Origin of the sequence: Phytopseudomonas dryadis, from assembly GCF_004327355.1 — a bacterium.
In the GTDB taxonomy this organism is placed as follows: Bacteria; Pseudomonadota; Gammaproteobacteria; order Pseudomonadales; family Pseudomonadaceae; genus Aquipseudomonas; species Aquipseudomonas dryadis.
On sequence record NZ_QJUM01000025.1, the window covers coordinates 1 to 20,532 of the forward strand.

At 66.3% G+C, this 20,532-nt stretch carries 17 protein-coding genes; 8 read left to right on the forward strand and 9 right to left on the reverse strand.

Features of this window, described 5'->3' with window-relative positions:
* Nucleotides 1-234: 234 nt before the first annotated feature.
* The gene (locus DNK34_RS19130; protein WP_242675224.1) at nt 235-1,053 is read right to left on the reverse strand and encodes a helix-turn-helix transcriptional regulator; all 819 of its coding nucleotides are present in this window, start codon (nt 1,051-1,053) and stop codon (nt 235-237) included.
* Between the two features lie 174 nt (nt 1,054-1,227).
* Here DNK34_RS19130 and DNK34_RS19135 point away from each other — a divergent pair, with 174 nt between their 5' ends.
* On the forward strand, nt 1,228-2,778 hold the full coding sequence (locus DNK34_RS19135; RefSeq protein ID WP_242675225.1) for an MFS transporter: 1,551 nt from the start codon (nt 1,228-1,230) through the stop codon (nt 2,776-2,778).
* A gap of 97 nt (nt 2,779-2,875) precedes the next feature.
* Here the strand turns inward: DNK34_RS19135 and DNK34_RS19140 are convergent, their stop codons facing one another.
* From DNK34_RS19140 to DNK34_RS19160, 5 genes are all read right to left on the reverse strand, one after another.
* Entirely contained in the window at nt 2,876-3,055 is a 180-nt protein-coding gene (locus tag DNK34_RS19140) for a hypothetical protein (RefSeq protein WP_131176639.1), read from the reverse strand.
* 50 nt (nt 3,056-3,105) lie between these two features.
* The gene (locus tag DNK34_RS19145) at nt 3,106-4,476 is read right to left on the reverse strand and encodes an ammonium transporter (protein ID WP_131176640.1); all 1,371 of its coding nucleotides are present in this window, start codon (nt 4,474-4,476) and stop codon (nt 3,106-3,108) included.
* A gap of 243 nt (nt 4,477-4,719) precedes the next feature.
* Nucleotides 4,720-5,706: a methyl-accepting chemotaxis protein gene (locus DNK34_RS25990; protein WP_131176641.1), complete on the reverse strand. Its 987-nt coding sequence runs from the start codon at nt 5,704-5,706 to the stop codon at nt 4,720-4,722.
* Between the two features lie 879 nt (nt 5,707-6,585).
* Entirely contained in the window at nt 6,586-8,943 is a 2,358-nt protein-coding gene (locus tag DNK34_RS19155; RefSeq protein WP_131176718.1) for a trimethylamine N-oxide demethylase, read from the reverse strand.
* A 2-nt stretch (nt 8,944-8,945) separates the two neighbouring features.
* Nucleotides 8,946-10,313 carry an NAD(P)-binding domain-containing protein gene (locus tag DNK34_RS19160; protein WP_131176642.1) on the reverse strand — a complete coding sequence of 456 codons (1,368 nt, stop codon included), beginning with the start codon at nt 10,311-10,313 and terminating at the stop codon, nt 8,946-8,948.
* Between the two features lie 305 nt (nt 10,314-10,618).
* Here DNK34_RS19160 and DNK34_RS19165 point away from each other — a divergent pair, with 305 nt between their 5' ends.
* Genes DNK34_RS19165 through DNK34_RS19175 form a run of 3 tightly spaced genes read left to right on the forward strand, consistent with a single transcriptional unit; the run spans nt 10,619 to nt 13,244 of the window.
* Entirely contained in the window at nt 10,619-11,731 is a 1,113-nt protein-coding gene (locus DNK34_RS19165; RefSeq protein ID WP_165497331.1) for an ATP-binding protein, read from the forward strand.
* Nucleotides 11,728-12,396, forward strand: coding sequence for a response regulator (locus DNK34_RS19170; RefSeq protein ID WP_131176644.1), 669 nt, complete (start codon nt 11,728-11,730; stop codon nt 12,394-12,396). Before DNK34_RS19165 ends, DNK34_RS19170 begins: the two co-directional genes overlap by 4 nt.
* Nucleotides 12,393-13,244, forward strand: a complete 852-nt coding sequence (locus DNK34_RS19175; protein ID WP_131176645.1) for a PAS domain-containing protein — start codon at nt 12,393-12,395, stop codon at nt 13,242-13,244. The genes DNK34_RS19170 and DNK34_RS19175 overlap by 4 nt, the downstream gene beginning before the upstream one ends.
* A gap of 109 nt (nt 13,245-13,353) precedes the next feature.
* On the opposite strand, the gene DNK34_RS19180 is transcribed toward DNK34_RS19175, so the two are convergent.
* The 3 genes from DNK34_RS19180 to DNK34_RS19190 form a co-directional block, all read right to left on the reverse strand.
* Nucleotides 13,354-14,493, reverse strand: a complete 1,140-nt coding sequence (locus DNK34_RS19180) for a glutathione-independent formaldehyde dehydrogenase (protein WP_131176646.1) — start codon at nt 14,491-14,493, stop codon at nt 13,354-13,356.
* Between the two features lie 332 nt (nt 14,494-14,825).
* Nucleotides 14,826-15,926: a hypothetical protein gene (locus tag DNK34_RS19185; protein ID WP_131176647.1), complete on the reverse strand. Its 1,101-nt coding sequence runs from the start codon at nt 15,924-15,926 to the stop codon at nt 14,826-14,828.
* On the reverse strand, nt 15,923-16,915 hold the full coding sequence (locus DNK34_RS19190; RefSeq protein ID WP_131176648.1) for a hypothetical protein: 993 nt from the start codon (nt 16,913-16,915) through the stop codon (nt 15,923-15,925). Before DNK34_RS19190 ends, DNK34_RS19185 begins: the two co-directional genes overlap by 4 nt.
* Before the next feature lie 291 nt (nt 16,916-17,206).
* Between DNK34_RS19190 and DNK34_RS19195 the strand changes: the two genes are divergently transcribed.
* The 4 genes from DNK34_RS19195 to DNK34_RS19210 all read left to right on the forward strand — a co-directional run bounded on the left by DNK34_RS19195 (nt 17,207) and on the right by DNK34_RS19210 (nt 20,340).
* The gene (locus tag DNK34_RS19195) at nt 17,207-17,635 is read left to right on the forward strand and encodes a DUF2231 domain-containing protein (RefSeq protein WP_131176649.1); all 429 of its coding nucleotides are present in this window, start codon (nt 17,207-17,209) and stop codon (nt 17,633-17,635) included.
* Nucleotides 17,632-18,924: a PQQ-dependent sugar dehydrogenase gene (locus tag DNK34_RS19200; protein WP_131176650.1), complete on the forward strand. Its 1,293-nt coding sequence runs from the start codon at nt 17,632-17,634 to the stop codon at nt 18,922-18,924. Before DNK34_RS19195 ends, DNK34_RS19200 begins: the two co-directional genes overlap by 4 nt.
* 129 nt (nt 18,925-19,053) lie before the next feature.
* Nucleotides 19,054-19,446 (forward strand): GFA family protein, encoded by a 393-nt coding sequence (locus DNK34_RS19205; RefSeq protein WP_131176651.1) that lies wholly within the window; start codon nt 19,054-19,056, stop codon nt 19,444-19,446.
* A gap of 270 nt (nt 19,447-19,716) precedes the next feature.
* Entirely contained in the window at nt 19,717-20,340 is a 624-nt protein-coding gene (locus DNK34_RS19210) for a TetR/AcrR family transcriptional regulator (RefSeq protein ID WP_242675356.1), read from the forward strand.
* Nucleotides 20,341-20,532 lie beyond the last annotated feature (192 nt).

Consider the following 20,532-nt stretch of genomic DNA (forward strand, 5'->3'; position numbering starts at 1 on the left):
TCCGGGGAAAGCAGATCTTTGATCAAATCCCATGCTGCGTCTGGGAGTTCGTAGCGCCTTGCCATGTGGGCCTCCAGCCAATCATGGCGGCTATTCTACTCATATCGACTTTTCGTACAGAACCTAGCGCCGCTCGATCAGGCTCGCCAGCGGCTGCTACGTGACGCTCGACGACGGCATGGATTCAGCCCGATGCCGTGGCGGTCGGTGCTCGAACAGCGGCTGGGCAGCAGCTTACCGCGGTGGCGGGGTATCTTGGGAGATTGGGCGGCCGGTGGGCTTGGCATCTGATGTGGCAACGATGCCATCCTGGTATTCGCAAGCATCGTTTGGGGCAGCGAAGTACACCACCATTTTCAGATGCCTGTGCTCATCGACCAGCAGCGTCTCATGCTGGAAGTCCATACGCACGCCATCGGCATTTTCGACCGAGCCGATGCCGTGCCGGGCGATTTCTCCATTCGTCGTTTGCCAGCCCTGCCTGAAACTGGGCGAGAGCCGCCGCAAATCCTCGACCAGGGCCAGCATGGCCGGGTCATCCGGCGCCACGGCGAAGTCATGGCGAAACTGCGCCAGCAGCTTGGGCGCATCGTCGTGCCAGGCGGGCAGTCGCCGCCGCATGTCGGGGTCGGAGAACATCATGCGCAAGAGGTTGCGCGCATCGCGGTCGCGCTGGCTGAAAGCGAACAGCGCGTCGGCCGCCGCGTTCCACGCCACCACGTCCCAGCGCAGGTTGAGCACATAGGCCGGCCTTGCCGTCAAATCGTCCAGCAACCGCTGGATCAGCGGCGTGACCGATGCCAGGTGGTGGGCCTCGGGTGGCGGCGGTCGCTTGTGGGCGAGCAGGAACAGGTGGCTGCACTCGGCATCGTCCAGCCTGAGCGCGTAGGCCAGGCTCAACAGGAATTTCTCCGAGACCTGGATGTCGCGCCCTTGCTCGAACCAGGTGTACCAGGTCAGGCCGACGCCGGCCAGCGCGGCCACTTCTTCCCGACGCAGGCCGGGTGTGCGTCGCCGTCCGCTGGAGGGCAGCCCGACGTCGGCGGGCGTCAACTTCTGCCGATGCCTGAGGAGAAACTCGGACAGCTCGTTCTTGGTGCGGCTGAGGCTTCGCTCGACCATGGCTATTGCCCTTGGTAATAGGATAATTACTTAAATTGTAATGTGATGATATTGCCCTGAGGATGTGCTCTCCGCAACCGATCCGAACACATCCGGAGGCCCATCTTGACAGCCCATGGCGATCCATTCCCGTGCCTGGAAAGACCTGACCAGACAAACTCTCCCTACCGCCGGGCTGCCGGGCCGCGTGAATGGATCGGGCTGGCGTTGCTGGCGCTGCCTACGCTGCTGATTGGGCTGGAAGTCACCCTGCTGCACCTGGTCTTGCCGGTTCTGCTGGTGGACTTGCGCCCAACCAGCGTGCAGGCGCTGTGGATCGTCGATATCTACGGTTTCATGATCGCCGGCTTGCTCGTCACCATGGGCACCTTGGGCGACCGCATCGGTCGGCGCAGACTGATGATGATCGGTGCCGCCGGCTTTGCGATTGCCTCCATGATCGCTGCCTTCTCGACCAGTGCGAACATGCTGATCGCGGCGCGTGCGGCACTGGGCGTGGCGGGTGCGACCTTGATGCCTTCGACCCTGGCGCTGATCAGCAACCTGTTTCTCCAGCCCCGGCAGCGCGCCCTGGCCATCGGGGTGTGGACCACCATGCTGGCACTGGGCATGGCCGCCGGTCCGGTGGTCGGCGGCGCACTGCTGGTGCATTACTGGTGGGGCGCGGCGTTTCTCATCGCGGTGCCTATCGTCGCCTTGCTGCTGGTGGCCGCGCCCATTCTGCTGCCGGAGTACCGCGCCCCGCAGCAGGGCCGGCTGGACATGCCGAGTGTCGTGCTGTCGCTGGCGGCCTTGCTGCCGATCATCTACGGCATCAAGCAGTTCGCCAAGGATGGACCCGGCGCTGTGGCGCTGCTCGCCATCGTCGCCGGGGTCGCGCTCATGGCCTTGTTCGTTCGGCGGCAACGCCGGCTGGCCAGCCCCCTGATCGACCTCGAGCTGTTCGCCAGCCGCACATTCAGCGTTGCCCTGGGTGTACTTCTGGTCGCGCTCGTCAGTGTGGGGGGCACACTGTTGCTGGTCACCCAGTACCTGCAACTGGTCGCTGGATTGTCGCCGCTGACAGCCGGGCTATGGCTGATGCCGCCAGCCCTGGCCATGCTGGCGGCCGGCATCGGTGCCCCTCTGCTGGCCCGGCGCATGCGGCCCGCAAATGTGATCGGTCTGGCGCTGGCACTGTCCAGCGTCGGCTACCTGATGCTGGCGCAGCTCGATGCTGCCGCCGAGGGGATTGCCTGGGTGGTCGCGTCCTTTTCGCTGGTGTACCTCGGCCTGGGCACGCTCGCCGCGTTGGGTACGGATCTGGTCGTGAGTGCCGCGCCCGCCGAGAAGGCCGGATCGGCCTCGGCCCTGTCGGAGATGGTTCAGGAACTGGGGCTGGCGGTCGGCATCGCCACCCTCGGTAGTCTGGCCGGCACGGTCTACCGCTTGCGCATGACCGCCCAATGGCCAGGCGGGCTGCCTCCCGACGTTCGCGACGCGGTAGCGGACAGCCTGGCGGGAGCCGTGTCGGTGGCACACGCATTACCGGCCGGTTTGCTGGAGCAGGCGCAAGCCGCTTTCGTCGCGGGATTGAGCATGGCGGCGGCCGTCTGTGCCATCGCAATCGCACTGCTCGTGCCGCTGGCAGCCGCGATGCTGCGACAGGCCCGGTGATACGCTGGTACCACGACTTGCGCGGCGTCCTGGCCGTCGCCCGGGCACATGGCGCAGAGATAGGATGGCCGGCGGCGGACGCCGCCGGCCAGGGGACTTACTTGATCTTGTCCAGCTCTTCGTCCGGCAGGGCGTAGCTGTGTTTCTCGTGGATCATGGTGGCGATCAGCGCGTAGAGGCTGACAGCGGCGACCAGGAAGCTGATGAACATCAGGACGGTCGGCTTGTCGGCGAAGGTGAAAACGGCGCTGGCGCCTTCGAAGGTGGTAATGCTCATGGCGATGCTCCTCGTGTAGGCCCGCCGCCGTCCGGCGGCGGGTCATGGCCTCAGGCCGTTTTGGTTTCGACGATCAGGGTGGTGCGCTCGACGCCGCCGCCCACGCTGGTGCTCTCGCCGTACATGGCGGCCCATTCCGGATAGGCCTGGGCCGGTACTTCGGTCAGATCGAGGCCGCGTTCCTCGGCATGCGCTGGAACCCGCAGCATGTCGAAGCGCTTGAGGGCGTAGGAGATGGCATAACCGGGGATGAAGCCCAGTGCCGCCATGACCAGGGCGCCGCCCACTTGGCCGGTAAAGCTGATTTCCGGCATGCCGTTCACGTTCGGATAGCCGGCGAGGAAGATGCCGCTGATCACCAGCCCGGCGAAACCGCCGAAGCCGTGTACGGCGAAGGCGCCGACCGCGTCGTCCAGCTTGAACTTGAGCAGCAGGTTGTTGACCAGCGGCGCCAGGGCCGACACGCCCATGCCGATCAGGTAGGCCAGCCCGGGATGGTAGAGATCCAGGCCCGGCGCCACCGAGATGATTCCGACCAGGCCGCCGGACATCATCCAGTACGGCTCGCGGGTGGTCAGGTAGGCGCCGATCAGGCCGCCGGCGAAGCCCATCAGGGTGTTGAAGGCGAAGGCCGAGAGGTTGGTCGGCTGGCCGTAGATGTTGATCCACTGGGCGCCGGCGTTGTAGATGATGCAGCCGCCGAGGAAGCCGAAGAAGCCGACGATGATCAGCATCAGGCCGACCACGCTCATCGGCATGCTGTGGCCGACGATGGCGTTGGCGCTGCCGTCCGGGTTGAAGCGGCCGATGCGCGCGCCGAGGTTGATCAGCACGCCCAGGGCGAAGAAACCGGCGATCATGTGCACCACGCCGGCGGCGCCGACGTCATGGTAGCCCCACTTGACGGTCAGCCAGCCTTCCGGGTGCCAGCCCCAGGCCGCGGCGAGCAGCCAGAGGAAACCGCCGAGAACGATGGTCATGATGATGAAGGCGCTCATCCGCGCGCGCTCGATGATGGCGCCGGAGAGGATAGAGCCGGTGGTGGCGGCGAACAGGGCGAAGGCGCCCCAGAAGATGCCGGTGGCATTGTCCTGGATGTTCGGACCCATGGCCTGGCTCCACGGCATGCCCTCGAGGAGGGCGTCCATGCGCGGTACCAGGCCGTCCGGGAAGGCGTTGTACACCGCCCAGCCGAGGAGGAACACGCTGGGAACGATGAAGCCGAACGCGAGGATGTTCTTCACGCCCGCGGCCAGGGCGTTCTTCAGGCGCGAGGCACCGATCTCGTAGGACAGGAAGCCCGCGTGAATGCAGATCATCAGGGCGATGCACCACCAGTAGAACATTTCCATGTTCAGGGTGTTGGTCATCTCTATCAGAGCCTGCAGCTCCTCCAGAGTGAGTGTCTTCTGCTCTTCCATCAATCAATCCTCGATGCGGTTCATTGGAATAGGTAAGTGCTGGCAGATCGAGTCAGGAGGTAAGGCCCCGGTTTTATCTATGGTTATAAAAAGTTCCCTTCAAGAAAAAGCAAGGCTTGTGCCAGCTCTCTCTTCCCGCTCCAGGGCTATCTGGCCTGCGCCTGTCCGCTGACGCCCCGCCTCGTGGCCGGTGAAAATTGCCCCGTTTTTGCCCGTCGAGCTGGCGCAGCGCCTGAATTTGGTTCAGCCGCGTTGCTGCAACATGGCCTGAATCTGCTGCACCGATTCCTGGGTACGTCGGGCCAGGTTGCGTACCTCGTCGGCCACCACCGCGAAGCCGCGTCCCTGTTCGCCGGCGCGCGCCGCCTCGATGGCCGCGTTGAGTGCCAGCAGGTTGGTCTGCTCGGCGATGCCCTTGATCACGCCCGCGACCTGGGCGATCTGCCCGTAGGTGTTGTGGATGCTGGCCTGCTCGCGTTCGCGCAGGGCGGCGGCGGTTTTCTCGTCGCTGATCTCGCGTACCGCGCCGGTGACGTAGAGCAGCTTGCCGTGGGCATCGCGCAGGCAGCGGCCGCGTTCGCGGAACCAGACTTCGCCACGGGTCTTGTGGCGCATGCGGTACTCCACGGCGTAGAAACCGTCGCCGTTCTTGTCCACCATCGAGGCGTTGAAGGCCTGCATGACCTGCTTGAGGTCGTCCGGGTTGACCACCTCGAAGTAGCTGTCCCAGCCGTCCGGGAATTCCGCCTGGCCGTAACCGATCAGTTCGCGGAACTGCTCGGACCAGCGGATCAGGTTCTGCGGGTGATCGGGGTCGCCATTGACCACGTTCATCGCCCAGCAGCCCTCGGTCAGGGTGCGCTTGGTCAGTTCCCAGACCTGGCGCTCCTCGTCCCAGTGCGCGCGCTCGGCCGTCAGCGTTTCGAACTGCTGGCGGCTGGCGTGCAGCTCGTCCTCCAGCAGGGCGCATTGCTGCTCGGCCTGGGCCAGGCGTTGTTGCAGCACGGCGTACTGCTCGGCGCTGCAGGGTGGCGGCGGCAGCCGCTCGGCATGCTGGCGGATGCGCTGCAACTCGGCCCAGTCGCGCTGCAGCCGCTCCAGGCTGCCGAGCAGTTGCGGCTGGCGCTGCAGGTGCGGCCGGGTCGCGTCCTGCGGCTGCTCGGCGAGCAGCCGATCGAGCCATTGGTTGAGTTCACTGGCCAGGTTCCTGGTCGCATTGCTGAACCACATCGGCCGATCCTCCCCAGGATGGTAGTGGTGGGTTGCCCTCCGCGATCGGCAACCGCCACCACATTCCCTAGCAATTCTCTTTCCAGAAAACAGCGGCAAGCCGGAAAAGCAGCGGCAAGCTGCAAGCCACAAGCAAACCGTGGGAGCCGCGACCCCGCGGCGAATAGCGGCCATGCCATGGATTCTGCGGAATGGCCGCCATCGTATCGCGCCGAGGTCGACGCTCTTACACGGTCGGTGGTTTTCCGCGATATCCGTAGGAGCCGCGACCCCGCGGCGAATAGCGGCCATGCCATGGATTCTGCGGAATGGCCGCCATCGCATCGCGCCGAGGTCGACGCTCCTACACGGTCGGTGGTTTTCCGCGATCTCCGTGGGAGCCGCGCCCCCGCGGCGAATAGCGGCCATGCCATGGATTCTGCGGAATGGCCGCCATCGTATCGCGCCGAGGTCGACGCTCCTACGCGGTCGGTGGTTTTCCGCGATCTCCGTGGGAGCCGCGACCCCGCGGCGAATAGCGGCCATGCCATGGATTTTGCGGAATGGCCGCCATCGCATCGCGCCGAGGTCGACGCTCCTACGCGGTCGGTGGTTTTCCGCGATCTCCGTGGGAGCCGCGCCCCCGCGGCGAATAGCGGCCATGCCATGGATTTTGCGGAATGGCCGCCATCGCATCGCGCCGAGGTCGACGCTCCTACGCGGTCGGTGGTTTTCCGCGATCTCCGTGGGAGCCGCGACCCCGCAGCGAATAGCGGCCATGCCATGGATTCTGCGGAATGGCCGCCATCGCATCGCGCCGGGGTCGACGCTCCTACACGGGTGGCGGTTTGCCGCTCTTGCGTGCGGACGCCTGACTTTTCTTGCAGCTTGAGGCTGTTTTCACGCTCTAACCCGGGTCTTTTCCGGGTCGTAGGCGATGGTGCTGCTGGCGACCGTGGCAGGAAGGCGTTTCTGCTGGCCGTCGAGCTTGCCGATTTCCAGGGCCGTACCCGGTTCGCAGTAGCCGACATCCAGCCGGCACAGGGCGATGTTCCGGCCCAGCAGCGGCGAGCGCGTGGCGCTGGTGATCACCCCGACCCGGGCGCGCCCGACGTGCACGCCGTCGCCATGGGCGGCCGGCTCGTTGCCCTGCAGTTCGAGGCCGACCAGGCGCTGTTGCGGATGGATATTGCGCCGCAACAGGGCCTCGCGGCCGATGAAGTCGTCCTGCTTGCTCTTCAGCGGTACGCTGAAACCGATGCCGGCCTCGAACGGATCGGTCTGGTCGCTGAACTCGTAGCCGGCGAAGATCAGCCCGGCCTCGATACGCAGGGTGTCGAGGGCGTGCAGGCCCAGCGGCACCAGGCCGAGGGGTTCGCCCAGTTGCCACAGGCGCGTCCACAGGGTCATGGCGTCATCCGGGTGGCACCAGACTTCATAACCCAGCTCGCCGGTGTAGCCGGTACGCGAGACCATCAGCGGCGGGCCGTCGTAGTCGTCCAGGCGACCGATCAGGAAGCGGAACCAGCCCAGTTCGGCGAGCGCCGGCTGGGTGCCGGGGGTCCAGATCATCTGCGCCAGCAAGTCGCGGCTGCGCGGCCCTTGTACGGCGATGTTGTGGATCTGCTCGGAGGCCGATTTGATCCATACCTTCATGCCCAGCTTCGCCGCCTGCTCGCGCAGCCAGACGCCGGCGTAATCCTCGCCGCAGATCCAGCGGAAGGCATCGGCGCCGAGGCGCAGCAGCGTGCCGTCGTCGAGCATGCCGCCATGCTCGTAGCACATCGCCGAGTACACCACCTGACCGACCGCCAGCTTGCGCACGTCGCGGGTCAGGCAGTAGTTGAGCAGCGCTTCGGCATCGGGGCCGATGACCTCGAACTTGCGCAGGGCGGAAAGATCCATCACCGCCACCCGTTGGCGGCAGCCGTGGTACTCCTCGATGGCGCCGTAGCCATCGTACTGGGTCGGCGTCCACCAGCCGCGGTAGTCGATGAACTGCCCGGTGAGGGCGCTGGTGCCCGGATGGAAGCCGCTTTCGCGGGTCAGTACCGGGTCTGCATCGGGTGTCTTGCGTGTGGCCATGGCGATACTGAAGCGCTCCTTGGCGTCGTAGAGTCGAACGTGGATATCGGTGGGCTGCCAGCCATTGGCCGGGTCGATGTCGTCGGGGCAACTGCTGCTGGCGCAGAGCAGGTCGCTCATGGCGCGCAGCAGCACGTAGTCGCCGGGGCGCGACCAGGGCTCGTCCAGCGTCAGTTGCTGGTGCGCGTCGATCGCGGTGTTGAAGAAGAAGTTGATCGCCGGCCAGCCGCGCCGGCCCTGCACGCCATGGGGCCGCAGGGCGCGGCTGATGTTGTCGCTGCAGTTGGCGTGGCCGAAGTAGCCCTGGGCTTCGTAGTAGCGCGCGGTGCAGGCCAGGGCGAAGGTGTCGTGGCGGCCGACGGTGTCGCGCCGCACCTCCAGCATCGGCTGCAGGTCGCGGCCGAAGAACTTGCCGAACAGGCCGGGACCGGGATAGGCAGTGCCGTTCAGGGTGCGGGTGACGGTGGGGTCGAGGTCGATCTCGCGGCCGCCGTCGAGGGCGCGGCGGTCGAAGGCGACGAAGTCCGAACACTGGCGCCCGGCGACGTCGATGACCTGGATGTACTGGCCGGCGCCGATCAGGTAGTCGCGGGCGCTGCCGGGGGCGATGGTGAATTCGTCGAGCACCTCGCCGAGGGGAGGCGGCAGCGTGGGGGTGAGCAGGCTGGGCGGATTGGCGCGATGGATCAGCAGGCGCAGTTCGCTGGCCCGTCGCTGGCTGTCCACCGCCGTGGCGGTTGCGGGCGCGGCGACGATCACCAGCAGTTCGCCGGCCGCCTGCAACAGGCGTTCGCTGCCAGCGGGCGAGCGGGGTGGCCACAGCGTGGCGGCCGCCGGCAGGTGCTGGCAGTCGATGGCGCGTCTGCTCAGGCCGAGGCGCACATGGGCCGACTCGCGGCTGCCGTCGGCCAGCAGCCGGGCGATGAAATCGGCGTTCGCGCTGGCCCGCAGACCCAGTGCGGCCAGCGCCTCGCGGCCATCCGCGGCGAAGGCCAGCAGCTCGGCCTGCTGATCGCCTTCGAGGTCGATCACCTGCAGACGGTCGTCGGCCTGCAGCGCCACCACGGTCAGCCCGCCGGGGGCGACGCGGTGGCGCTCCAGGGCCGGGGCGCGGGCGAACAGCGCCGGCTCCAGCGGCCGCGAAATCACGGGCGGATTGCTCTGCAGCGGCATGCTCAACTGGCCGTCTTCAAGGCGGCGGGAGACGTCGCCAGGTAGGCCGCCAGCGAGTCGTCGAGGGCTTCCAGCCAGGGCGTGTGATGGGGCGTGGCCAGGGTGCCGGTCATCAGCGAGCGATGGCACTTGTTGCGGTAGCCCATGATGTCTTCGTACTTGTCGTGCTTCCAGTCGAGGAAGGTCTGGTTCACCGCGGCGATATCGAAACTGGGGTAGTCGGTGGCTTCGATCAGCTGGCGGATGTACTCGCCCTGGAACTCGAACATCTGCTGGGCGCTTTCCAGGGCCAGCTCCCGGTCGCGCCAGGCCAGGTCCTCGGCGTGCATGTCGGCGTAGGCGGGCAGGGCGATGCGCCCGAGGATCACGTCGCGGGCGTACCAGGCCTGGGCATCGAACATATTGAAGCTGTACCACTGATCCTGCATGCCGAGGTAGATCAGCCTGGGGTTCTGCTCCCAGAAGATGCCCTTGTACAGGTTCAGCGGCCACAGGCGGTTGTCGGTCTTCAGCCGCAGCTCCTCGGCGAGGAAGGGGAAGTGGTGCTGGTAGCCGGTACACAGGATGATGGCGTCGACGCGCTTGCTGCTGCCATCGGCGAAGAACGCGGTGTTGCCGGCGACCCGGCTCAACAGCGGCTTTTCTTCCCAGTTCTCCGGCCACTTGTAGCCCATCGGGGCGCTGCGGTAGCAACTGGTGATCGAGCGCGCGCCGTACTTGTAGCACTGCGAGCCGATGTCCTCGGCCGAATAGCTGGCGCCGATGATGAGCACGTCCTTGCCCTTGAATTCCAGGGCATCGCGGAAGTCATGGGCGTGCAGCACGCGCCCGCCGAAGCGCTCGAAGCCATCGAAGGCGGGGACGTTGGGCGTGGAGAAATGGCCGCTGGCGACGATCACGTAGTCGAAGCTTTCGCTGTGGGTCCGATCCTCGTCGTAGTTGTGCACGGTGACGCTGAACCTGCCGCTCGCCGGGTCGTGGCTGACGCCGCGCACCGCGGTGTTGAACTGGATGTACGGGCGCACGCCGGCCTTCTCCACCCGGCCCTGGATATAGTCCCAGAGCACCTCGCGCGGCGGGTAGGAGCCGATGGGACGGCCGAAGTGCTCATCGAAGGTGTAGTCGGCGAACTCCAGGCACTCCTTCGGCCCATTCGACCACAGGTAGCGGTACATGCTGCCGTGCACCGGTTCGCCATGCTCGTCCAGGCCGGTGCGCCAGGTGTAGTTCCACATGCCGCCCCAGTCGCTCTGTTTCTCGTAGCAGACCAGTTGCGGAATCTGCGCGCCCTTGGCGGCAGCGGCCTGGAAGGCGCGCAACTGGGCCAGCCCGCAAGGGCCGGCCCCGATGATGGCGATTCGCATGCTCATGGTGATCTCCATGGTCCGGGTTTGTGGGAAATAAATTTTCCTGCCGAGAAAACCTTAAGGCATCGACCCGTGGCTGAAACTCTCCCGGAAGGGGTATCTCCTTGGGGGTAGCCGAACGCGCCCCGGAAGGAAGCAGAACCATGTCCGCAAGCTTCGCGATGGGGCGGGCCGCGCTTCTGTCGCGCCTTCGGAGAATTTCCTGCAGATTAAAAATCTTTCTTATCAGTGCGTTCCAGCGTCACCCGGACGGGGCATGGAACTTGCTCGATGGCTTGGCATGCTCCGTTGCCGAGAGGGGAGGGCGGATGTTCCACCTACTCATGCGCCGTTTCCCGCTGGCGTGGACCTGGCGCCGCGAGCCGCCATCGTCGGTGTGCCGCGCGTCGCTGCTGGAGTTGCCCTTGCGTCTGTTGCAGCAGCCGGACAGCGATGCGCCGTTGCTGAGCGTGCTGCCGCAGCTGGGCGAAGCCGTGCAGGCCCGCGCTATCGGCCTGCTGCTGCCGCAGTCGCAGCGGCCTGGCTGGCGCCGCCTGGGCGATGGCGCTGACGCCGGCGACTGTCTGCGCCATGCCGATGGCGCGCTGCCGCTGCCCGGGGCGATCCGGCTCTGCCGCGCCTGTCTGGCCGTGGGCCGCTATCGGGTGCTGTGCGGGCTGTCGGTCGAGGACGGCCGCCCGGCCATGCTGTGGCTGCAGTTCGCCGCCGCGCCGACCGATCCGCAGTGTGCGCTGCTGCGCGATCTGGCCCGGCGGTTCGGCGAGGTGCTGCAGGCTTTCGGCGAGGACCGGCGCCTGCGCCGCCGCGAGCTGAGTGCCGAGCGCGCTGTGCTGGCGCGCGAGCTGCACGACTCGGTGGCGCAGCAGCTCGGCTACCTGCAGATTCGCGCCAGCCGCTTGCAGGCGGTGCTCGATGATCCGGCCCAGCGCGACACCGCCACCGACATGCTCGGTGATCTGCGCGACACGCTGCAGCTGCTGCAGCGCCAGGTGCGCGAGCTGATCAGCGGCGCCCGCCTGACCATGGACGGCCGTAGCCTGCGCCAGGCCCTGGAGGCCTCGGTGGAGGAGTTCTCCCGGCGCAGCCGTTGCGTGTTCAGCCTGGACAACCGCCTGCCGGCCGACCGTTTGTCGCCCACCACGCAATTGCAGGTGCTGCAGATCGTGCGTGAAGCCCTGGCCAACGTGGTGCGCCATTCTCATGCGCGCCAGGTGCGCATCCAACTGCTCGATCTGAGCGCTGGCGGGATCGAGGTGCAGGTCAGCGATGACGGGGTCGGGCTACCCGACAGCCTGCCGCTCGACGGTCACTTCGGCCTGCGCATCATGCAGGAGCGTGCGGCCACCATCGGCGCCGAGCTGTGGATCGGATCGCTGTCGCCCCATGGCACCTGCGTGCGCTTGCGCTGGGGCTGCCCATGAACGGCCCGCTGAGCCTGTTGCTGATCGACGATCACCCCTTGCTGCGCCGTGGCCTGGCCGAACTGTTCGAGTCCAGCGGCGCGTTCCGCGTGGTCGGCAGCGTGGCCAATGGCGCCGAGGGGCTGGAACTGGCCAGCCGCCTGCAGCCGGATATGGTGCTGCTGGATCTGCATATGCCGGGCTTGGATGGTCTGGCCACTCTGGCGCGGCTCAAGCGCGGCCAGCCCCACTGCCGGGTGCTGGTGCTGACCGCGTCCCAGGCGCGTGACGACCTGCTGGCCGCGCTGCGCGCCGGCGCCGACGGTTACCTGCTCAAGGATCGCGAGCCGGAGGCGCTGCTGGCCGCGGCACTGGCCTGCGCGCGCGGCGAGCAGCGCCTGGAGCCGAACCTGACCGCGCTGCTGGTCAATGGCCTGCAGGGGCGCCATGAACACGGCGAGGCGTTTCCCGGCGCCGAACTGACCGAGCGCGAGCGGCAGACCCTGGCGTTGATCGCCGAGGGTTTCAGCAACAAACTGATCGCCCGCCAGCTGGGCATCAGCGACGGGACGGTGAAGATCCATGTGAAGCACCTGTTGAGCAAACTCAACCTGCATTCGCGCCTCGAACTGGCAGCCTGGGTTCATCGCAGCGGCCTGTTCAGCCTGGACGGAGCGCCGCGATGAGCTGGCGCGACGCCTGCCATGCCGGCCTGCTGCGCCTGCGCGCCGGGTTGGCGCGGCTATCGCGTGGGGCACAGCGCCACGACGGTTTCGATCAACTGCCGCTGGCGCTGGTGTGCCTGGACGCGGCAGGGCGCATGACCCGCCTCAATCCCGCCTGGGAAGAACTGACCGGCTACCCTTGCCGTGACTGCCTGCGGCGCAGCCATGCCCAGTTCCTGCATCTCGAAGACCAGCCGCTCTGGCAGCAGGGGTTGCAGGCATTGCGCGATGGCCAGCGCGACTGGTTGCGGATCCTCCGCTATCCGCACCGCGGCGGCGAACTGCACTGGGCCGAAGTGCGCCTGCGCCGCCGAGCCGATGGCTTCATCGCCAGCCTGGCCGACGTCACTGCGCAGATGCCGCAACGCCAGCAACTGCAGGCTCGCCATCGCAGCCTGAGCAACCTGCTCGACGGCCTGCCGCTGATGGTCTATCGCTGCCGCAACAACCGCCACTGGAGCATGGAGTACGTCAGCGCCGGCTGCCTCGCGCTGACGGGCTACCAGCCCGAGCAACTGATCGACAGCCACAGCCTGACCTTCAACGATCTGATCCATCCCGCCGATCGCGAACGGGTATGGCACAGCGTTCAGCAAGGGCTGCGCGGACGGCAGCCCTTCACCTTCGAGTACCGCCTGTTGTGTGCCGACGGCAGCGAGAAGGCGGTACTGGAACGGGGCTGCGGCATCTATTCCGATGCCGGCGACGTACTCGGCCTGGAAGGGGTGGTGCTGCAGCGCCAGGAGCATGAGGCGGGCTGCGCGTCGCGGCTCCCGGCCGAACTTGGGGACCGTGTGCCGGAGCCCTGAGTAGCGGCCCGGCGACGCCGCTGCAGAACGAAAGAACCGCGCCTGGGGCGCGGTCCGTTTCGTCGGGTGCCCGCCTGCCGAAGCCAGCCGGCCCGGGGCGCGACGCGGCTCAGGCGGCCGGCTTGAGCACCACCTTCGTCCAGCCCTTGTCGCGGTTGTCGAAGTGTTTGTAGGCCCTGGCGGCCTCGTCGAGCTTGAGGCTATGGGAGATGATCTGCGACGGCTTGGCCAGGCCGGCGTGGATCAGCGCCGCCAGGCGCCGGTTATAGGCCTTGACGTTGGCCTGGCCGGTGCGGATGGACTGGCCCTTGAACCAGAAACTGCCGAAGTCGAAGGCCATTTTCCCTTCCTTGGCCAGCTCGTTCTTGGCCCCGGGGTCCTCGGGTATGAACACGCCGACCACGCCGATCCCGCCGGTTGCCTTGGTCGACTGCACCAGGTTGTTCATGGTCAGGTGATTGACCTCGTGCCCATGCCGGTCGCAGCACTGATAGCCCACGCACTCGCAACCGCGATCGGTGCCGCGGCCATCGGTGAGGTTGAGGATCTGCTCCACGGCGTCATCCTCCACGGCGAGCACGGTGCGTGCGCCCATCTTCTCCGCCAGCTTCAGGCGATCGGGCTGGTTGTCGACCACGATCACATCCGCCGCGCCACGGATGATGGCCGAATGCGCGGCCATCAGGCCGACCGGCCCGGCGCCGTAGATGGCGATGCTCTCACCGGCCTGCAGGCCGGCCAGTTCGGTGGCATGCCAGCCGGTGGGGAAGATGTCCGAGAGCATGACGTAGTCGTCCTCGCGATCCTGCGCATCCTCCGGCAGTACCAGGCAGTTGAAGTCGGCGTAGGGCACGCGCAGCAGTTCGGCCTGCCCGCCCTGGTAAGGGCCCATCTCGGCAAAGCCATAGGCGGCACCGGCGCTGCCGGGGTTGGCGGTCAGGCAGAAGCCGGTCAGGCCTTTCTCGCAGTTCTCGCAAAAGCCGCAACCGATATTGAACGGCAGGCAGACACGATCGCCGACCTGGATGCGATCCACGCCCGAGCCGACCTCGATCACCTCGCCGAGGTTCTCGTGGCCGAAGATGCGCCCGGTTTCGAAACTGGTGCGGCCTTCGTACATATGCAGATCCGAACCGCAGATATTGGTGGTGGTGACCCGGATAAGGGCGTCGGTCGGTTTTTCCATCCGTGCGTCCGGTACGTTGCTGACACTGACATCGCAAGGCCCGTTATAGACGACTGCTTTCATGAACATCCCCCTTTGCCTACGGTGCATGCGCCGCGGCGGTCTTGTGGTCGAGTCACCCTTCGTCGAGCGAAGGGCACCTGTAGTGTTCGGGTCCCGCCCGCCACGGGAGTTCAGGTGCAATGCACGTCCACTCGACGGGTGGGCGCGTAGCGTTTCGGCTTTCGACAGGGGGAGGTCGTGGCCTGACCGGGGGCTGTTTTGCGCATGGCGAGACCATGTGGCGCCTGAGCCACAGGAGCGGAACGTCCGTTGCCGATGCTCTGCACGCTGCGGCGCTTTGGCGAGAAGAGGCGGCACACGATCGGCACCCCCCTGGCGCAACGCTATCGAGCCTATGGATCGAACTGGCGGCGCAGCCATGAGAAGGGGCCGACGAGGCAGAAGACCGTGTACGCCAGGGTTCGCGTCAGGACACGCAGCAGAAGTGGAGCGGGTTTCCAGCCAGGCTCGGGCACGAAGGTCCCGGCGGGGCGGAAATGCGCCAGGGGACGGGTCAGGAAACCATGCCACAAGCCTTCATGGGAAATCAGCACGCGCAGATTCTCTGCCACGAAGAAACCCGAGTGGCCGAAGTCGGCATGGCGGACGTTGAGCGTGCCCTTGGCGGCATAGCCTGCCGCTCCACCTGGGCCGGCCCCCGGAATGCTGTACTGGGCGAACGGCACGGCCCTGTCCTGCCCGCCGACGTGGTTGAGAACGGCTTCCAGCCGGCCATCGGCAATATGGCGATCCCAATCGAAATCGGGGCGTACGATGCTGGCCGCAGTGATGACACGGCCGAATCGCAGGTCGGCGAAGTCCGCATCTTCGAGGATGAGCGAGAAGAGATGAGTGCCGAAGCTGTGCGCGATGATGTCGGGGCTGGCGGGATGCCGGCTGTGCCTCGCCTGGCGGATCGCAATCCGGATTCTCTCGCCCAGCCGCTTCGCCAGCCTGCGATGCAGCCAACTGGCCAGCACGTCGATGGTCGCCCAGCCATATTTGTAGATGAGCACCGGCGCCGAATAGCTGAGACGGTTGGCGATCTCCCAACTGAACTCCTCCTGCCACTTGGCGCGGCTTTTCATGCCATGGATCACGATCACCCACCTGATGTCGCGGCTGCTTGCTCCCGCGAGCCGGTAGCAAGGCTCGGCGATGAGCTCTTCGCCCGCCTGCCGGTAATCCGTGTGGCAATAGGGGCAGATATCGTTGGTGGCGCCAGTCGGGAGCATGCGCCGGCACTGCGGCATCGGGCAACGGTAGGCCTCGATCCGCCTTGCCGTGGCCGACGCCACCAGGCTGTCGAAGAAAGCGTGCAGCGCTTCGTCGTCCGCCGATACGCCGACCGCCTGGGCGAACTGCGCCAGCGAGAATTCCAGGTCGTTGCCCTGCTCCAGGCGCTGGGCGATTTCCGCGCGCCAGCGGCTTTGCGGCGATGTCGAGGTGTTCATGGCTGGTTGTTGTAACCCCACAGCAGTTCGACGATCCTGAACACATCCTCGCGCTTGCATTGCGCCCAGATCCGCAGCCTGGCCTCGCGGCCATGGACCTGGACGGCGATGCGCCGGCTCATGCCGTGCTCTTCGGCAGCGAAATGCAGCATGCCCTGGGCCCTGTCGAACTGGCTCGTGTCCACGGCCTGGAGCACGACGCGAACCGGCTCCACGGCGTCGATTCCACCTTCGGCCAGGGTGGAGGCCATCTCGACATAGCCGCTGGCGAGTTCGAAGCGTGTCGAATGCACGCCTTTGCCCTTCATGGCCGCGACCTTCACCGCCTGGTCGAGCGGTATCGGCAGCGGGGACGTTTCGGCGCAGCCGATTGCCGCCAACGTCGCGCGGATGGCCGCGAACACTGCCTTGTGGTCGATGCCGGGGTTGCGATGGATGAGGATCGCGCAATAGGGATCGGCGAAGCGCCATTCGTAGCGAACGACGCTGCGCTCGAGGCGTTGGCGATAGGCATCGAAGCGATAGCGCTCCAGCTCCTCCTCCACGACGAAATCCTTGGCCTTGCAGCGATTCCAGCCTGCCTGGCTCTGGTGCCAGACCAGGGACAGGCCGCCGTTGCCCAGGCCGATGTGCTTGAGCTCGAGGGCGTCGGGAAAATCGAGGCTGGCGCTCGCATTCAACAGGTCGGCGTGCGGGCTCGCGGCGATGCCGGCAGCCAGCGCGGCGGGGTCGATCTGCGGCGGCTCGATCAGGTACAGATGCTGGTCGCCCCAGCCCTCGACTTCCGCGAGCCATGCCTCCAGCATTTCCTGGGTGATGCTGTCGGCCTCGATGGCCGCATCGAGGTTGGCCGCGAAATCGTCCTTCGTCGCCCCGATCCTGCTGCCGCTGCTGCGTAGCAACTCCTTGATGAACGCGTTGCCCTGGGCGACGACGACCCGGTGTACCAGTTCCTTGAGTTGCGCTTTGCTCAGCGGTTCCGTGGCCATGTCCCCTCCTGGTAATCCCGACCGTCATGCCAGGTCGAACGGCAGCGACAGACGTCCCGCGCATGAAATGGCTATGCGCCATCATACTGGTTCGGGAGGCGTTTCGCTGCTGTGGGATGAGCACCTGTCGGCGGGGCTGCAGCGAATAGGGCTGGTAGGCGAGCGGCCGCAAATCGAGGTGAACTAACGCGCCAGCGGCATGATCCTCTCTTTATAGGTGCGGGCCGCGTGAGCCGGATGGGCCTGCGCACCGAGCATCATCCCAGGATCGTTGAACGTTAAGGAGCCGCCGTGACCATTGCCGCCCACCCCGTCTACCGATGCACGCCAAGCCCGCTTCACGCGATCTTGCTTGCCGGAACCGTGCCTCTGTTTCTCGGCGCCTTGCTGAGCGACATCGCCTACTTCAAGACCTACCAGATCCAGTGGAGCAACTTCGCCTCCTGGCTTATTGCCGGGGGACTGGTGTTCTGCGGGCTGGCGCTGTTGTTCGCGCTGGTCAATCTGATCCGCGCGCAGCGCAAGGCCGGACGGCCCGTGACGTATTTCCTGCTGTTGCTGGTCGCGTGGGTGCTGGGCCTGGTCAACGCCTTCGAGCATGCGCAGGACGCCTGGGCCGCCATGCCCTCGGGCCTGATTCTGTCGGTAATCGTAACCCTGTTGAGCGGCGTTGCCGCGTGGCTGGGACTCAGCAACCTGCGTTCGGGAGATGTGCGATGAGACATTCGAGCGCACTGACCGTATTGAGCATGGCGCTGTTGCTGAGCGCATGCGGTGGCGAAGGGGACAGCACACAGGCACGCGGCCCGGATCCGCAACTGCCGGACCCTCAACGCAGCCTGTTGCCCAGCATGAAGATCGCCGAACCGGTGGAGTGGGGCGACCAAAGGCCAACGGTGCCTGAGGGCTACAGCGTCACGGCGATCGCCACCGATCTGCAGATTCCGCGGCAGACCCTGGTCCTGCCCAATGGCGATATCCTCGTGGCGGAAGGCCGTGGCGGCAACGCCGCGAAGCTCAAGCCGAAGGACGTGATCGCCAGCTACATCAAGGCCCAGGGCAACACCAAGGTCAAGGGCGGCAATCGCCTGACGTTGCTGCGCGATGCCGACGGCGACGGCACCTACGAGCTGCAGAGCGTATTCGCCGAGAACCTCAACGCGCCGTACGGCCTGGCCTTTGCCGATGGCAATCTGTACGTGGCCAACCAGGATGCGCTGGTTCGCTTCGATTACGAAGACGGCCAGACCGAGGCCAGCGGCCCGCCGACCAAGGTCGCCGACCTGCCTTCGGCGATCAACCACCACTGGACCAAGGCGCTGACCATCAGCCCCGATGGGCGTTTCCTGTATGTCGGGATCGGTTCCAACAGCAATATCACCGAGCGAGGCATGGAGGTCGAGATCGACCGGGCCATGGTCTGGCAGGTCGACGCCGAGACGGGGGCCCACAAGCCTTATGCGACCGGCCTGCGCAACCCGACGGCGCTGACGATCCAGCCTGAGTCCGGGCAGTTGTGGGCGGTGGTCAACGAGCGCGATGAGCTGGGGCCCGATCTGGTGCCGGACTACCTGACCTCGGTGCGTGAAGGCGGGTTTTACGGCTGGCCCTACAGCTATTGGGGCCAGAACGTCGACACGCGCGCGCAGCCGCAGAACCCGGAAAAAGTGGCCGCCGCGATCGAGCCGGACTACAGCCTGGGGTCGCACGTCGCCGCGCTCGGCGTCGATTTCTCCATCCCGGCCATGGGCGAGCAGTACGCCGACGGCGTCTTCGTCGGCGAGCACGGCAGCTGGAACCGTGCCAATCCGGTGGGCTACAAAGTGATCTTCGTGCCGTTCAGCAACGGTCGCCCGGCGGGCGAGCCGCTCGACTTCGCCACGGGCTTCCGCGATGCCGATGGGAAAACCCGCGGGCGTCCCGTGGGGGTCACCGTCGATCCAAGCGGCGCCCTGATCATCGCGGACGACCTCGCCAACACGGTGTGGAGGGTGACTCGCGATCAATGAGCGCCCGGGGCGTCCCGTCGGTCACCGCGCAGCAGCCCCTCATGAGCGCTACGCGGTGGACGGCGGAACAAGGCGCCCTTGCGCGGTCGTGGCCGACAGGAGCCTGAACCATTCCCAGGGAGATGCAGCATGGATCGACTCACCGGTGGCTGCCTTTGCGGCAATGTCCGGATCGTGGCGTCGGGGCTCCCCTACCGGGTCGGCCTTTGTCACTGTCTCGACTGTCGCAAGCACCATGGCGCGCTCTTTCACGCCTCCGCGATATTTCCTCGGGATGCGGTGACGATCGAGGGTGAAACACGTGACTACGCCGGGCGCTTTTTCTGTCCGCGCTGCGGCTCGTCCGTTTTCTCGCGCAGCGCAGATGAAATCGAAGTGAACCTGGGGTCTCTGGATGCCCCTGACCAACTGCTGCCAACCTACGAAAGCTGGATCGTCCGGCGCGAGTCCTGGCTGCCGCCGTTTCCGTTGACGCGGCGATACGAGGGGGATCGTGACCCCACGAGTCGCTTTGAGGAGTAGCGGCCAGGCGCGATCGCATACGCCTGCCCATCGCCGACTCGAGCATGGAGCCGTTTCCGCGACTCCAAGCCGGGTGGCGGCGATCAGGTCGAGGCGGTTCCGATGATCCACGTGAACAGTCGCTCCCGCGCTGCGTAGCCCGCTTGAAAGGTGAGAAATCGACGCGGTGCGGCATCGCTGCCTTTCCTTGTCTCGGGCTCGATAGGAACCTACCATCGGTCGTTCGCTGGAGCTGGGCTGCCAGCAGGCTGGCAACGAGGACACGAGGAAGTGAAGAGCAAGAGCAAAGGTGTGTCGGATGTAGAGGCGGCTTCGCGCCGGCTGTCCAGGAAAGAGCGGCGGCGTCAGTTGCTCGATACGGCGCTGCTGATCGTCCGGGAGGACGGGGCCGACCGGCTCACCCTGGGGCATCTGGCCGCGCGCGCCGGGGTCTCCAAACCGGTCGCCTACGATCACTTCGGAACACGTTCGGGGCTGCTGATCGAGCTTTACAAGTCGATCGACATCGAGCAGGTGAATGCGCTTCGGGAGGCCTTGACCCGCGGCGAGCGGAGCTTCGAGGAAACCATCCAGGTACTTGCCGCCGCCTACATTCGTTGCGCCGCCGATACGAACGGCGATTGGCATGCGGTAGGCGCGGCATTGGCTGGCAGCGCGGAGAAGGATGCCGTCTTCCAGGAACTGCTCGACAACTGCGTCCAGTTGTTCGTCTCGGTGTTGAAGCCGCACAGCACCCTGGCGCCGACCCAGCTGGAACACTGCTGCATCGGCCTGATCGGCGCGGGCGAGGCGCTCTCGGCCGCGCTTGTGCGCGGCAAATGCAGCGAGGCTGCCGCTGCCGCGGCGTTCGCCGCGTTGATCCGGGGCGGGGTGATGGCGACTCCGGGAAACTGAGCCATCCTGGGGCCAGGCTGAATGCAGCGCCCGGCAGACACCGCTCTTGGGAAATGGCCAGACGCTACGGATTGCGTCGGCTCGCAACGGCAGTTGCCTCACGCAGCCACTGAGCGCGGCTGGGTGGACGAAACGTTCCCGCGGCTGCGACGCCGCCGGGATCGTTTCAGCGCTGGCAAGGGCTGGCTCAGG

What these genes read in the sequence shown, in the direction of transcription:
- DNK34_RS19140 (WP_131176639.1), bottom strand. Translation starts at nt 3,055, where the DNA reads ATGAGCATTACCACCTTCGAAGGCGCCAGCGCCGTTTTCACCTTCGCC.
- DNK34_RS19145 (WP_131176640.1), bottom strand. Translation starts at nt 4,476, where the DNA reads ATGGAAGAGCAGAAGACACTCACTCTGGAGGAGCTGCAGGCTCTGATA.
- DNK34_RS25990 (WP_131176641.1), bottom strand. Translation starts at nt 5,706, where the DNA reads ATGTGGTTCAGCAATGCGACCAGGAACCTGGCCAGTGAACTCAACCAA.
- DNK34_RS19155 (WP_131176718.1), bottom strand. Translation starts at nt 8,943, where the DNA reads ATGCCGCTGCAGAGCAATCCGCCCGTGATTTCGCGGCCGCTGGAGCCG.
- DNK34_RS19160 (WP_131176642.1), bottom strand. Translation starts at nt 10,313, where the DNA reads ATGAGCATGCGAATCGCCATCATCGGGGCCGGCCCTTGCGGGCTGGCC.
- DNK34_RS19165 (WP_165497331.1), top strand. Translation starts at nt 10,619, where the DNA reads ATGTTCCACCTACTCATGCGCCGTTTCCCGCTGGCGTGGACCTGGCGC.
- DNK34_RS19170 (WP_131176644.1), top strand. Translation starts at nt 11,728, where the DNA reads ATGAACGGCCCGCTGAGCCTGTTGCTGATCGACGATCACCCCTTGCTG.
- DNK34_RS19175 (WP_131176645.1), top strand. Translation starts at nt 12,393, where the DNA reads ATGAGCTGGCGCGACGCCTGCCATGCCGGCCTGCTGCGCCTGCGCGCC.
- DNK34_RS19180 (WP_131176646.1), bottom strand. Translation starts at nt 14,493, where the DNA reads ATGAAAGCAGTCGTCTATAACGGGCCTTGCGATGTCAGTGTCAGCAAC.
- DNK34_RS19185 (WP_131176647.1), bottom strand. Translation starts at nt 15,926, where the DNA reads ATGAACACCTCGACATCGCCGCAAAGCCGCTGGCGCGCGGAAATCGCC.
- DNK34_RS19190 (WP_131176648.1), bottom strand. Translation starts at nt 16,915, where the DNA reads ATGGCCACGGAACCGCTGAGCAAAGCGCAACTCAAGGAACTGGTACAC.
- DNK34_RS19200 (WP_131176650.1), top strand. Translation starts at nt 17,632, where the DNA reads ATGAGACATTCGAGCGCACTGACCGTATTGAGCATGGCGCTGTTGCTG.
- DNK34_RS19205 (WP_131176651.1), top strand. Translation starts at nt 19,054, where the DNA reads ATGGATCGACTCACCGGTGGCTGCCTTTGCGGCAATGTCCGGATCGTG.